Source organism: Micromonospora sp. NPDC049203 (assembly GCF_043197215.1).
Classification (GTDB): Bacteria; Actinomycetota; Actinomycetes; order Mycobacteriales; family Micromonosporaceae; genus Micromonospora.
This window is the reverse complement of sequence record NZ_JBICSV010000001.1, coordinates 79,519-93,049: the sequence shown is the minus strand read 5'-3', so window position 1 is coordinate 93,049 and position 13,531 is coordinate 79,519. Positions and strand designations below refer to the sequence as shown.

12 protein-coding genes are annotated in these 13,531 nt (G+C 76.5%); 3 read left to right on the top strand and 9 right to left on the bottom strand.

What is annotated here, in order from left to right:
• Positions 1-229 precede the first annotated feature (229 nt).
• The 9 genes from ACGFIA_RS00435 to ACGFIA_RS00395 form a co-directional block, all read right to left on the bottom strand.
• Positions 230-631, bottom strand: coding sequence for a DUF3040 domain-containing protein (locus tag ACGFIA_RS00435; protein WP_128139017.1), 402 nt, complete (start codon positions 629-631; stop codon positions 230-232).
• Positions 632-746: 115 nt separating this feature from the next.
• Positions 747-2,006 carry a DNA polymerase IV gene (locus tag ACGFIA_RS00430; protein WP_357380755.1) on the bottom strand — a complete coding sequence of 420 codons (1,260 nt, stop codon included), beginning with the start codon at positions 2,004-2,006 and terminating at the stop codon, positions 747-749.
• A 190-nt stretch (positions 2,007-2,196) separates the two neighbouring features.
• The gene (locus tag ACGFIA_RS00425; protein WP_357476734.1) at positions 2,197-3,372 is read right to left on the bottom strand and encodes a nucleotide pyrophosphatase/phosphodiesterase family protein; all 1,176 of its coding nucleotides are present in this window, start codon (positions 3,370-3,372) and stop codon (positions 2,197-2,199) included.
• A complete protein-coding gene (locus ACGFIA_RS00420; RefSeq protein WP_357476732.1) occupies positions 3,369-4,100 on the bottom strand; it encodes a methyltransferase domain-containing protein in 732 nt (243 codons plus the stop codon). Before ACGFIA_RS00420 ends, ACGFIA_RS00425 begins: the two co-directional genes overlap by 4 nt.
• 31 nt (positions 4,101-4,131) lie before the next feature.
• Positions 4,132-4,311: a hypothetical protein gene (locus tag ACGFIA_RS00415; RefSeq protein WP_013287622.1), complete on the bottom strand. Its 180-nt coding sequence runs from the start codon at positions 4,309-4,311 to the stop codon at positions 4,132-4,134.
• A gap of 96 nt (positions 4,312-4,407) precedes the next feature.
• Positions 4,408-7,758 carry an error-prone DNA polymerase gene (locus ACGFIA_RS00410; RefSeq protein WP_393257635.1) on the bottom strand — a complete coding sequence of 1,117 codons (3,351 nt, stop codon included), beginning with the start codon at positions 7,756-7,758 and terminating at the stop codon, positions 4,408-4,410.
• 93 nt (positions 7,759-7,851) lie between these two features.
• The gene (locus ACGFIA_RS00405) at positions 7,852-9,651 is read right to left on the bottom strand and encodes a DNA polymerase Y family protein (RefSeq protein ID WP_357476726.1); all 1,800 of its coding nucleotides are present in this window, start codon (positions 9,649-9,651) and stop codon (positions 7,852-7,854) included.
• Complete coding sequence (locus ACGFIA_RS00400) at positions 9,648-10,409, bottom strand: hypothetical protein (protein ID WP_357476723.1); 762 nt, start codon at positions 10,407-10,409, stop codon at positions 9,648-9,650. The genes ACGFIA_RS00405 and ACGFIA_RS00400 overlap by 4 nt, the downstream gene beginning before the upstream one ends.
• Before the next feature lie 139 nt (positions 10,410-10,548).
• The gene (locus ACGFIA_RS00395) at positions 10,549-11,052 is read right to left on the bottom strand and encodes an SAV_6107 family HEPN domain-containing protein (protein WP_357380743.1); all 504 of its coding nucleotides are present in this window, start codon (positions 11,050-11,052) and stop codon (positions 10,549-10,551) included.
• A 539-nt stretch (positions 11,053-11,591) separates the two neighbouring features.
• Here ACGFIA_RS00395 and ACGFIA_RS00390 point away from each other — a divergent pair.
• The 3 genes from ACGFIA_RS00390 to ACGFIA_RS00380 are packed head-to-tail and all read left to right on the top strand — an operon-like array spanning position 11,592 to position 13,356.
• The gene (locus ACGFIA_RS00390; protein ID WP_357380741.1) at positions 11,592-12,080 is read left to right on the top strand and encodes a YbaK/EbsC family protein; all 489 of its coding nucleotides are present in this window, start codon (positions 11,592-11,594) and stop codon (positions 12,078-12,080) included.
• A complete protein-coding gene (locus ACGFIA_RS00385) occupies positions 12,077-12,805 on the top strand; it encodes a monooxygenase (protein WP_357380739.1) in 729 nt (242 codons plus the stop codon). The genes ACGFIA_RS00390 and ACGFIA_RS00385 overlap by 4 nt, the downstream gene beginning before the upstream one ends.
• Complete coding sequence (locus ACGFIA_RS00380; protein ID WP_357476720.1) at positions 12,802-13,356, top strand: GNAT family N-acetyltransferase; 555 nt, start codon at positions 12,802-12,804, stop codon at positions 13,354-13,356. Before ACGFIA_RS00385 ends, ACGFIA_RS00380 begins: the two co-directional genes overlap by 4 nt.
• The last annotated feature ends 175 nt before the right edge of the window (positions 13,357-13,531 follow it).

Here is a 13,531-nt window from a genome sequence, read left to right as displayed (position 1 = left end):
AGCGTGACGCCGCGCCGGACGGACGCGGGACGGAGGCGTGACGCGGCGGAGCGGAGCGGACGGGCCACGTCCACCGGCGGAGCCGCCCCGCCGGCCGGGTCGGAGCGGGCACGACGAAGCGCGGGCCCTCGCCCGCGCATGCCACGGCGACCCGCAGCGGGTCGCTCCGGCGGCGCTTGCCAAAGGTGCCGCCGGTATCCCGCCCCCCGGGTTCAGGGGCGGGACGTGATCAGCGGTGGCCCTCCGGGCGCTGCCGCCAGCGGTCCTCCATCCGGTCGAGGAAGGAGCCCCGGCGACCACCACCACTGCGGCCACGGGGACGACGCCGGCTCGTTGTGCCGCCGACCACGTGCAGGTCGGGCGACTGGGATCGGCGGTGCGACTGCACCGCGTAGCCCAACGAGGCCAGCATGACGACGAAACCCGCCACGGCCACCGCGGGAATCTTGATCACGGCACCGTAGATCAACAGGGCCAGACCAGCGACGACCACGCCGGCAGCGACGAGCACGCGACGCCGCGCGTGGAAACGCGGGTCGCTGGCGCGCACGGCCGAGGCGAACTTGGGGTCCTCGGCAAGCGACCGCTCGATCTGCTCGAACAGCCGCTGCTCGTGCTCCGAGAGCGGCACGGCACTCCTCCCCGGTCACGTTGGTCGGCCCGGTCGGGCCGACAGACCGTGGCAGCCATCCGGCTGCTTACCCGCAAGTCTACGAGGGCCCCCGCGCGTCGGAAAGCGGGACGACCTACGGCCGGGCCGGTTTTTCGACTTGTCGGGTATCACGACGGCCGAGAAGACTGGCCGGACCTATGACGGACCGCCCGAATCGGGCGGCCGCCGCGTCGGCCGCCGCCTCCGCCTCACGCCAGCCGCGCTCCGGCGCGCCCAGGGTGAGCTGCCGTGGAGTCTCCCCGGCCGGGGCGAGACCTTCCATCCGGACACCGACCAGCCGGACCGGCTCGCCGGGGGCGAGCGCGGTCCACAACGCCCAGGCCGTGTCGAACATCTCCCGGGCGGTGTCGGTGGGCACGGCGAGGGTGCGGGAGCGGCTGATCGTCCGGAAGTCGGCGAAGCGAACCTTGAGCGACACGGTGCGCCCGACCTGCCCGGCCGCCCGCAGCCGAGCGCCGGCCTTGTCGGCGAGCGCGAGCAGGGAGCGCCGGATCTCGGCCGGGTCGCTCACGTCGGTGTCGAACGTGACCTCGGCGCCGATCGACTTCTCCACCTGCTCGGGCGTGACAGCGCGCGGGTCACGCCCCCAGGCCAGCTCGTGCAGGTGGGTGGCGGACGCCTCGCCCACAGCCCGGCGCAGCAGGCCGGCCGGCGCCTCGGCCAGGTCGCGTACGGTGCGCAGGCCGAGGCGGCGCAGCGCGTCCGCGGAGCGCTCCCCCACGCCCCACAGGGCGGACACCGGCAGCGGGTGCAGGAAGTCCAGCACCCGGGCGGCCGGGACCACGAGCAGGCCGTCGGGTTTGGCCCGGGTGGAACCGAGCTTGGCCACGAACTTGCTCGGACCCACCCCCACCGAGCAGGTCAGTCGCTGTTCCTCGGCGACCCGGCGGCGGATCAGCGCGGCGATCTCGGCGGGCCGGCCGAACAGCCGGCGGGCGCCCGCCACGTCGAGGAACGCCTCGTCCAGCGACAGCGGCTCGACCAGCGGGGTGACGTCCCGGAAGATCCGCATGACCGCCCGCGACGCCTCGGTGTAGGCGGCGAAGTCGGGCGGGAGGTAGACCGCGCCGGGGCAGAGCGCCCGGGCGCGGGCGGTGGGCATCGCGCTGCGGACGCCGTACCGCCGGGCCTCGTAGCTGGCGGAGCTGACCACGCCGCGCGGCCCGACGCCGCCCACCACCACCGGCCGGCCGCGCAGCTCGGGGCGGCGGCGCACCTCCACCGAGGCGTAGAACGCGTCCATGTCGACGTGCAGGACGGTGCAGCCGGTGTCGTCGGCGTCCGGCCCGAAGCGCGGGTCACCGCCTCGGGGCAACGACTGGCTGCGGCCCATGCCAGCAGGCTAGCCCGCCGGTCCGACAACCCACCGCCCAGCCCGCGGCCATGCCGCCGACCCCGGACGAACCATGCTCGGCCCGCCGCCGGACCGGGCGAGGGCCGGCACCACAGCCACCGCCCCGCCGGCCCCCGGACGAGGCGGAACCGCCCCGGACCCGCAGCGCAGAGGCACGGACGAACCGGCGTCAGCCCCGGATCACCAGCAGCGGGATGGTCATCTCGGCGGCGGTGTCGGCACCGTGGTACGCGACCAGCCGCGACGCCATCGGCGGTTCGGAGCGGGTGGCGACCACCGCGTACGTGTCCCGGCAGACCACCACCACGTCACCGATGCGGGTCAGGTGTGCCTCGGGCACCGGCCCGAACCAGCCGGTCGCCACCGCCTCGGCCCGGATCAGCACCTGCGCGGCCGGGCCCAGCACCTCGGTCCAGGCGGCCGTCACGTCGGCTTCGGCACCCGGCTCGACGTGCAGGTAGCGGACCCGGGGCTCACCGGCGACCACCCGTACCCCGGCCCGCAGCCGGGGGTCGGTGTCCAGGTCGATCCGGTGCCCGGCGGGCACGTCGAGCTGGCCGTGGTCGGCGGTGACGAGCAGCGCGGCGTCCGGCGGGAGCCCGTCGACGAGCCGGGCCAGCAGCGCGTCCACGTCGGCGGCGGCGGTCCGCCAGGGTGCGGAGTCCACGCCGCTGAGGTGCCCGTGCCGGTCCAGGTCGGGGTGGTAGCCGGAGACGAGCGTGGGCCCGTCCCCGGCAGCGAGCGCCGCCAGCATCCGGGCGGCGAGCGCGTCCACGCCCGCCGCGCCCCGGTAGTCGCCGCCCCGGTTGGCGGCGAGCGTCAGGCCGCTGCCGGCGAACTCGGGGCGGCTGACCACAGTCACCGCGACCCCGGCGGCACGGGCCCGCTGGTACCAGGTGGGCACCGGCTGCCAGCTCACCGGATCGGGGTCGCCGGCCCAGTCGACGTGGTTGAGCACCCGGCCGGTGCCGGGCACCCGGACCGTGAAGCCGAGCACGCCGTGCGCGCCGGGCCCGGTGCCGGTGCCGAGGCTGACCAGGCTTGTCGGGGTGGTGGACGGGAAGCCGGTGGTGAGTGGGCGGCCGGCGGTGGCGGCCAGGCCGGCGAGCGTCGGGGCGTACGGGGCGGCGGTGGGGATCTGGTACCAGCCGAGGCCGTCGACGAGCAGCACCGCGATCCGGCGTACCCCGGCCAGGCGCGGGGCCAGGCCGAGCCGGTCGGCCGCGCCCGGTACGCCGAGCAGCGCCAACGCGCTGGGCAGCACGTCGGTCAGGGCGCCGCCGTCGTAGCGCGGCGCCACCCGGTCCAGCGGGCCGGGAGCCGGATCGGGCACCGGACCGGTCATGCCGGGCAGCGGGCGAACAGGTGCAGCTGGGCGGCGAGATCCCGGTACGGGGACCGGGCGGCGAGGGCGCGCTCCAGCTCCACCAGGGCGGCCTGCTGCCCGTCGGCCACCGCGGCCGGGAGAAGGTCGGCGAGCACCCGTACCCCGTGGATCTCCTCCACGACGAGGCCGGCGGCGGTGAGCAGCGCGCCCGCGTCGGCGGCGTCGTAGCGGCGGCGCAGCGTGTCCCGGCCGCCGGTGGTGCCGTTCGGGTCGGCGGCGAGCGCGGCGGCGGCGTCCAGTTGCCCGTTCATCGCCCGGCCGAGCACGGCGGCGGTCCGGCCGGCCACGAGCACGCTCGCCGCGCCACCCGGCCGCAACGCGGCGACCAGCGCTGACGTCACCGGTTCCGGGTCGTCGACCACCTCGAGGACGGAATGGCAGAGCACCAGGTCCACGGTGGCCGGTTCGACCAGTCCGGTGAGCGCGTCGGCGTCGCCCTGCGTCGCGCGTACCCGATCGGCGACCCCGGCCTCGGCGGCCCGTCGGGTCAGCGCGGCGAGCGCGTCGGGGCTGGCGTCGATCACCGTGACCCGGTGACCGGCCTCGGCGAGCGGGACGGCGAAGCCGCCGGTCCCGCCGCCGACGTCGAGCACGGAGAGTCGTTCGCCGGCCCGCCGGTCCAGCTCGGCCCGGAGCACCGACCAGATGACCGCGGTGCGGGGGGTGAGGGTTCGGATCTGCTCCACGCGCCGAGCCTAGTCACCCCCCGGCCCGGGTTCAGGACTCGCCGCCGCCGGCGGGGTCGTCCTCGGCGCGGGAGCGCTGGTGGTTGGCCACCGGGCCGTCGGTCACCTGGTATTCCCGCGGCTCGGCCTCGTGGGTGGGCGCCCAGTCGGCGCCGAGGCGGGTCCGCCGGGCGTTTGCCACGCCACCGGCGTTCGTGCGGTGAAAGGTCATCGGTTCATCCCCCATACCCCGGGTGGGCCACTCTGCCCACCCGCGTCGGGAGTCTCCCGCCTCCGGCTCGGAGAAACCGTAATGTGGATCACTCCATCAACGGAAATCCCTTGACGCCGGTGTGACGGGGGGCTCGATCGCGTCCAGCCGGTCCGCGGTGAGGTTCGTGACGCCCTCGTGCCGCTGCAGCCGGCCCCGCACCACAAGTGCTCCGCTGGTGCGGGCGACTCGACGGTATCTCTGCCACAGCCCCGGGGAGCAAGTGACATTGAGCATCCCGGTCTCGTCCTCCAGGTTGAGGAACGTGACGCCGCCGGCGGTCGCCGGGCGCTGCCGGTGGGTGACGATCCCGCCGACCCGGATCCGCTGCCCGGGTGGCACCTGGCCGAGCCGGGCGATCGGCACCGCGCCCAGCTCGTCGAGGCGGTCCCTGATGAACCGGGCCGGGTGGCTCTCCGGGGACAGGCCGGTGGCCCAGACGTCGGCGACCAGGCGGTCCACCGCGGCCATGCCGGGCAGGGTGGGCGGGTCCGCGCCGGTCACCGTGCCGGGCAGCCGGCCGGGCCGGTCCTGGGCCGCCGCGCCGGCGGCCCAGAGGGCCTGCCGCCGGGTCAGCCCGAAACAGGCGAAGGCGTCGGCGGTGGCCAGCGCCTCCAGCTGCGCGGCGGTGAGACCGACGCGGCGGGCCAGGTCCGGCATGTCCCGGTACGCCCCGTGCGCGGCGCGTTCCGCCTCGATCCGCTCGGCCACGTCGACGCCGAGGGTACGGACGCTGCCCAGCCCGAGCCGCACCGCCGAGCCGCCCAGCCCCCAGGCGTGCGGCGGCTCGCCCGGCACGCTGCCCCACCGGGTCTGCGGCGTGGACTCCAGCACCGCCTTGGCGCCGCTGGCGTTGATGTCCGGCCGGCGCACCTCCACACCGTGCCGGCGGGCGTCGTCGGCGAGCGTCTGCGGCGAGTAGAAGCCCATCGGCTGCGCGTTGAGCAGCGCGGCCAGGAACGGGCCGGGGTGGTAGCGCTTGAGCCACGAGCTGGCGTACACCAGGTAGGCGAAGCTCATCGCGTGGCTCTCCGGGAAGCCGTAGCTGGCGAACGCGGTGAGCTTGCGATAGACGTCGTCGGCCAGCTCGCCGGTGATGCCCCGCTCGGCCATCCCGGCGTAGAGCCGGTCGGCGATCTGCGCCATCCGCTCCACCGAGCGCTTCGCCCCCATGGCCCGGCGCAGCTGGTCGGCGCCGGCCGCGTCGAACCCGGCCAGGTCGATGGCGAGCTGCATGAGCTGCTCCTGGAACAGCGGCACGCCGAGCGTCTTCTCCAGCGCGTTGCGCATCAGCGGGTGCGCGTACGTGACCGGCTCCTGGCCGTTCTTGCGCCTGATGTACGGGTGCACCGAGCCGCCCTGGATCGGGCCGGGCCGGATCAGCGCCACCTCCACCACCAGGTCGTAGAACTCGCGCGGCTTGAGCCGGGGCAGGGTGGCCATCTGCGCCCGGCTCTCCACCTGGAACACGCCCACCGAGTCGGCCCGGCAGAGCATGTCGTACACCTCGGGGTCGTCCAGCGTCATGTCGCCCAGGTCGAGCCGGGAGCCGATCAGGTCGTAGCCGTAGTGCAGCGCCGAGAGCATGCCGAGGCCGAGCAGGTCGAACTTGACCAGGCCGACGGCGGCGCAGTCGTCCTTGTCCCACTGGAGCACGCTGCGGCCGGGCATCCGGCCCCACTCCACCGGGCACACCTCGATCACCGGCCGGTCGCAGATCACCATGCCACCGGAGTGGATGCCCAGGTGCCGGGGGAAGGTCTGCAGCTCGTTCGCGTACGCGACCACCTGCTCGGGGATGTCCGCCACGTCGACCGCGGCGACCGAGCCCCACCTGTCGATCTGCTTGCTCCAGGCGTCCTGCTGGCCGGGCGAGAACCCGAACGCCTTCGCCACGTCCCGCACCGCCGACCGGGGCCGGTACGAGATGACGTTGGCGACCTGGGCGGTGTGCTCCCGGCCGTAGCGGGCGTAGACGTGCTGGATCACCTCCTCCCGGCGGTCGGACTCGATGTCCACGTCGATGTCGGGCGGGCCGTCGCGTTCCGGGGCGAGGAAGCGTTCGAACAGCAGCCGGTGCCGGACCGCGTCCACGTTTGTGATGCGCAGCGCGTAGCAGACCGCCGAGTTGGCCGCCGACCCCCGGCCCTGGCAGTAGATGTCCTGCGCGCGGCAGAACGCCACGATGTCGTAGACGACCAGGAAGTAGCCGGGGAAACCGAGATCTTCGATCATCCGCAGCTCGTGTTCCAGTTGCGCGTACGCCTCCGGGTGCGCCTCGGGCGGCCCGTAGCGCTCGCGGGCGCCGCCCATGGTCAGCCGGCGCAGCCAGCTCATCTCGGTGTGCCCGGGCGGCACCGGGTACGCGGGCAGCCTCGGCGCCACGAGCTGGAGGTCGAAGGCGAGTTCCGCGCCGTACTCGGCGGCCCGCGCCACAGCGCCCGGGTACGCGGCGAACCGCGCCGCCATCTCCGCGCCGCTGCGCAGGTGGGCGGTGGCCGCGGCGGGCAGCCAGCCGTCGATCTCGTCGAGGCTGCGCCGGGCCCGGACCGCCGCCACGGTGGTGGCCAGCCGACGCCGGCCCGGGGTCGCGTAGTGCGCGTTGTTGGTGGCCACTGTGGGCAGCCCGGCGGCGGCGGCCAGCTCGGCGAGCGCGTCGTTGCGGTCGGCGTCGACCGGGTGGCCGTGGTCGGTCAGCTCCACCGCCACCGTCTCCGCGCCGAACAGCGCGGTGAGCCGGTCGAGCTCGCGGGCCGCCGCGTCGACGCCCTCGGTGAGCAGCGCCGCGGGCACGTGCCCCTTGCGGCAGCCGGTGAGCACCAGCACGTGGTCGCGCAGCTCGGCGGCGATCTCCTCCAGCTCGCCGTAGACCGGGCGGCCCTTCTCCCCGCCGCGCAGCTGGGCCCGGGAGATGGTGGCGGCCAGGCGCGCGTACCCCTCGTGGCCGTGCGCGAGCACCAGCAGGTGCCGGCCGAGCGGGTCCGGTTCGCCGTTCTGCGGGCCGGGCAGCCCGAGGGACAGTTCCGCGCCGAAGATCGTCGGCAGCCGCAGCGCGCGGGCCGCCTCGGCGAAGCGCACCACGCCGTAGAAGCCGTCGTGGTCGGTGACGGCGAGCGCGGTCAGCCCGAGCCGGGCCGCCTCCTCGGCCAGTTCCTCCGGGTGGCTGGCCCCGTCGAGGAAGCTGAAGTTGGAGTGCGCGTGCAGCTCCGCGTAGGGCACCACGCCGTCCGGACGGGTCAGCTCCGGCGGCTGGTATTCCTGGCGCTTGCGGCTCCACGCCGGTGAGTCGCCGCCGTCGGCGTCGACCGCGAGCGGGTCGACCACGTGCAGGTGCCGCTCGCCCTTGGCCCGCCCGGACAGCACCTGCTCCAACTTGGACCACGGCATCTTCGGGTTGTGGAAGCTCACCGGCGCCTCCCCCACCCGGCGGCCAACCGCCTGAGATCTTGGTACGAAACGGCCCCCCGAGGGGCACTTTCGTACCAAGATCTCTCCCGGCGCTCAGTCATAGATCGCCTCCACCAGCCACTGCCCGCCCTCCACCGCGAGCAGCAGGGCGGCGCCGTCGGCCAGGCTCACCTGGAACCGGGCCCGGCGGCGCGCCTCGGCCGGCGCCCACCAGCGTTCGTCCACGGGCCACGGACCGGCCCAACCGGTGATCTCGGCCGGACGCCCGTCGCCGACGGTGAGCCGGGCCGGCGCCGCGCTGACCGCCAGCCGCGCGGTCACCACGACCGGCTGCCCGGCCGCGTCGCGCACGTCGGCCGGCAACGGGGTCGGCAGCACCACGGCCGGCGACGGTGGCGGGATCCGCCCCGGCCACGGCGGCTCGGCCACCGCCCGGCCCCGCCGGGCTCGCCGTCCGGCCCGCGCCCCGGCATCGGGTACGGCGACCGAGGCGGACGCGGCACCCGGAGCGGCCCCGATGCCCGGGATGAGTGACGCGGCCGGGGACGACAGCCCTGTCGGGGACGGCGACGCTGCCGGGACCGGAGCCCGGGACGGCGGCGCGGCCGGAGCCTGGGACGCCGGGACCGGGGGCGCCGCGTCGGCCGGCAGGGGTGGCGGGCCGGGGCGCGCGGGCACCCGCTCGTCGCCCCACGGGACCAGGCGCACCTGGTCGGCCGGGGAACGCCCGCCGCCGAGCACTGCGGTGACCACCGCCTCGGGACCGAGGATGCCCTGTACCCGGTTCAACGCGCGATGCGCCCGCTCCCGCTCCTCACCGGTCTCCCCCCACAGCCCGGCTTGCAGGCCCGCCTGGGCGAGCACCCCGTCGGGCACCAGCCGCAAGCGGACGATCCCGGCGGTGGGCCGGGCCGGACGCGCCCCGCCCCGGCCGTTGCTGCCGGAGAGCCAGCCGTCGAGCTGCCAGCGGACCCGGTCGGCGATGGCCGCGGCGGTGAGCAGGCCGTCGTGCCGCCAGACCCGGTGCAGTTCCTGGCCGTGCGCGGTGACCGCCTCGATGCCGAGCCGGGTGCAGGCCAAGCCGTATCCGGCCAGCCGCTCGTGCAGCCGCTCGGCGAGTGTGCGGGCGGCGAACGCGGCCGCGTCGACCCGGTCGATCGGCTCGTCGTTGTCGGCGGTGACGGTCAGGTCGGCGGGCGGCTGCCGGACCGCCAGCGGACGGTCGTCCCGGCCGCCGGCGAGCCGGTGCGCCAGTGCCCCGTCGAAACCGAACCGGGCCAGCACGTCCCCGGCGGGCAGCGCCGCGAAGTCGCCGAGCGTGCGGACGCCGAGCCGGCGCAGCAGGTCGGCCAGGGCGGGCCGGCCGAGCGCCTCGACGGGGCGGCCGGCCAGGAACCCGCGGGTGCCGCCGGGGGCCACGATCCGCCCCTCCCGGGCGGCCAGCCCGGCCGCGAACACCCCGTCGGCGATGCCGGCCTGGCTCTCCACCGCGCAGCTCTGCGCGACGTGCTCCACGATCCGCTCGGCCGCCGCCTCCTCGCCGCCGAGGTAGCGGCTCGGCCCCCGGGCCGCCGTGGCGCAGGCGCCGGGCCGGATCACCTCGACGCCGGCGACCACCTCCTCCACGGCGGCCACCACCGGCTCGAACGCGCGCACGTCCCGGGCGGGGTCGTGGTCGACAACGGTGAGGTGCGGGCAGCGTCCCTGTGCCTCGCGGCGGCGCAGCCCACGCCGGATCCCCTCGGCGCGGGCCCGCTCGGAGCAGGCGATCACCCGGTTGGCGTGCAGCACCACCACCGGGTCGGTGGCGGGCACCCCGTCGACGATCTCGGCGGCGAGGACCGGCCAGTCCGGGCACCAGAGCAGCAGCGTCCGCTGCGGTACGCCGCTCACGCCGGACCGGCAGCGGCGAGCGTACGGGCGGGTGGGGCGACCACGCGCAGCCGGCGCGGCGGCGCGGCGGCCGGGGTGCCGAGCCCGGCCGAGCGGGGGATCACCCGGGTCAGTTCGTCGCCGGGTAGCCACACCTTGATCTCCTTGGGGCGGGCGGCGGCGCCCCGGCCCCGGGCCGAGACGGTCACCTCGCGGCGGCGCAGCCGCCCCCGACCGGGGCCGAGCCCCTGCCAGACGCCCCGGACCACCTGGAGCGTGACGTCCGCGCCGTCCCACCGCCCGTACGGGACGAGCACGCTTCCGCGCTGCCGGGCACGGGCGGCCAGCCGGGTCGCGACCGAGGCGGAGACGGTGGCCGGCACGGCGGTGACCACCACGTCGACCCCGTCGATGAGCGCGGCGACCACAGTTGGCCACTCCGGCCCGGGGTCGGGCACCAGGGCCAGCCGGTCCAGGGCGATGCCCGCCTCGGCCGCAGCGCCCGCCCCGAATGTGGGTACGCCGACCACCGCGCACCACGAGCCGGCCCGGGACGCCTCGGCGAGCAGCGCGAGGATCAGCGAGGTGGTGCCGCTGCGCCGGGGCCGGCCGGCACCGACCGCGACCGTGCTGCCGCGCCGCAGACCCCGGTTGGGCAGCAGCCCGGTCAGCTCGGCCCGCACGGGCAGCACCCGGTGGCCGCCGGCCGGATCGGGTGCGCTCGCCGGCCGGACCAGATCGGCCAGGGCGGCGGAACCGACCACCATGCGGCCCGCCATCGGACCAACCCCCCGTCGTGTTTCGCCACGGGCCTCACCCGTGGATGGTGCTGTGGATCGTGTCGTGCGCGGCACGCGTGTGCCGTGGCGCGGCGCCCGGCCACCCGGAGTCCCGCCGGTGGTGGCCGGGCGCCACGGATCAGGCGGCGGCGGCTCCGGGCCGGGGCGGGGTGTCGGAGGCGCCGCGGCGCAGCGGGCGGGGCAGGCCGTCGAGCGCCGGCTGGTGGGCCACGCCGAGCGCGGTCTCCACCACCGTCACGAACTCCTCGGCGGCGCGCAGCAGGTCGTCGGCCTCCCGGGCGGTCACCACGCGGGGGATGCCGGCCTCGGCGGCGGCCCGCTTGCTCGCGCCGGCGGCGAAGTAGGCGGCCCACTCGTCCAGCTCGGGGGCGACGGTGGCGAGCAGCACCCAGACGCTGGTGATCCGGTTCCGGCGGGTGGGCGCGGGGCGAGCGCGGGCGGCGAGCACGGCGGCGGCGGCACGCAGCGCCGCGAGGTGGGCGGCGGCGTACCGGAGGCCGTCGGGACGGGTGCGGGTGGCCTCGGCCAGCCCGTCGCGGGCCACCGCGAGCAACTGGGCGGGGGTGCGGTGCGGCAGCACGTGCGCGGGCACCGTGGGCGCCTGGGCCGGACTGGTCGGCATGGGTCTCTCCTCCGCGTGTGGCCGGGGCGGGCGCTCGTGCGACGGGAACGTCGCCCGGTCGCCCGGAGCGGTCGGTGCGGAGGAAGACGCACCTTGTGGCGGCCGGCCGGATGTGGACGCTTCCCCACACCCACACCCGGCCGGCGTGCCGGCGGGTCCGTCGCCCGCCGCCCGGGGGTCGTGGGCGGCGGGCGACGACCTGCCTGACGGGCCCGGACTCGCGACTGTCCGAGACCCGGTGCGGCCCGCGGTGCCGCACCTCCCGGAAGCCGGTGCCGCGAAACACCGCTTCCGGAGCGTTCGACGGGTGCGCGACCGGCTCGGACAGGCCGGGCCAGCCGGGGAGCTGAGCCGCTTGCCGTCTGAGCCGAACCCGGCTTCGAGGCGAACCTGACTTCGAGCCGGAATCGAACACTCGTTCTAACTACCCTGACAGTACACCTCCCCACCGACGAAAACGCAACGTGTGACGCGCCGGGACGCACGGGAGGGCGACGGCCCCCGGCGGGCCCGCGCGCGGGTGGGGGAAGAATGGGGGGATGCAGCCACACCCGAACGTGCAGGCGGTGCAGCGCGCGCTCGACGAGGCGGGCGCGCGGAACGGATCGGGCGAGGCCAGCCTCGTCCGGCTGCTGCCCGACGCGGTGCACACCGCCGCCGCGGCGGCCGAGGCGCTCGGTGTCGCCGTCGGCGCCATCGCCAACTCGCTGATCTTCGACGCGGACGACGCGCCGCTGCTGGTGCTCACCTCCGGCGCGCACCGGGTGGACACCGCCGGACTGGCCGCCACGCTGGGCGTGACCCACCTGCGCCGGGCCACCCCGGAGTTCGTCAGGCGGCACACCGGGCAGGTGATCGGCGGCGTCGCCCCGGTCGGCCACCCCGCGCCGCTGCGCACCGTCGTGGACACCGCGCTGGCCGGGTACGACGAGGTGTGGGCGGCCGGCGGCGTACCCCGGGCGGTGTTCCCCACCACGTACGCGGAACTGCTGCGGATCACCACCGGCACCCCGGCCGAGGTGGCGTGAACCCCGGACTCGTCACGCTGCACGTGTGGCGTGTGCCCCGGCGGGCCGTACCCGGTGTGCTGACCCGGATGGCCACCCACCCGGCCCGGCTGCGCCGGCTGCCCGGCGTCCGCTTCGCCAAGCTGCTCGGCACCGGGACCGGCACCGGCTTCGGCCCCGGCGACGCCGATCTGACCCGGTGGGCCGCGCTCGTGGTCTGGGACTCCCCCGCCGACGCGGCCGGCTTCGACGCCTCCCCGGTCGCCCGTTCCTGGGCCCGGATCGCCCGCGCCGCGGTACGGGTCGACCTGCGCCCGCTGACCAGCCGCGGCCGGTGGTCCGGCCGGGAGCCGTTCGGCGCGCCGTCCGGCGGGCGGGTCACCGGGCCGGTGCTGGCGCTGACCCGGGCCCGGCTGCGGGCGCACCGGGCGGCCACGTTCTGGCGCGCGATCCCGCCGGTCGCCGGCGCGCTGCACAGCGCCCCCGGCCTGCTCGCCCGCTTCGGCGTCGGCGAGGCGCCGCTGGGCTGGCAGGGCACGGTGAGCGTGTGGCGCGACCCGGCGGACCTCGTCGCGTTCGCGTACCGTTCCCCGGAGCACCGCGCCGCGATCACCCGCACCCCCACCGAGGGCTGGTACGCGGAGGAACTGTTCGCGCGGTTCGCGGTGGGCGACGTGGTCGGCGACCGTACGGTGCTCGGCTGGGCCGCCGAGGGCGACCCGGAGACGGCGAGAGGGCGCGCATGAGACTGGTGCGGTGGACCCCGGACGACCTCGTCCGGCGGCTGGACGACGTGGTGGCCGTCTACGGCGAGGCGATGGGCTACCGGCCCGACCTGCTGGAGGCCCGCCGCGGCTACATCGCCACCCACGTACGCCGCCCCGGCTTCCGCGCCGTCGCCAGCCTGACCAACGAGGGACACCTGGCCGGTTTCGGGTACGGCTACCGGGGCGCCACCGGGCAGTGGTGGCACGACCAGGTGTACCGGGCCCTGAACACGCAGGCCCGGCAGCGCTGGCTGACCCACCCGTTCGAGGTGGTCGAGCTGCACGTCCGCCCGCCCGCGCAGGGCCACGGCCTGGGCGCCCGCCAGTTGCGCGCCCTGCTCGCCGTGGCCGAGGGCGACACCACCCTGCTGTCCACCCCGGAGGCCGACGAGGAGAAGTCCCGGGCCTGGCGGCTGTACCGCCGGTTCGGCTTCGTCGACGTGCTGCGCCACTTCCACTTCCCCGGCGACGAACGGCCGTTCGGCGTGCTCGGCCGGGACCTGCCGCTGCCCCCGCCGGACGCCCCGTGAGCGCGAGGAGTGAGCCGGGTTCGCGAGCCCCGCAGTCGCGAACGAAAGGTCGGCACCGTGAGCGCGAGGAGTGAGCCGGGTTTGCGAGCCCCGCAGTCGCGAACGAAAGGGCGGCACCGTGAGCGCGAGGAGTGAGCCGGGTTCGCGAGCCCCGCAGTCGCGAACGAAAGGTCGG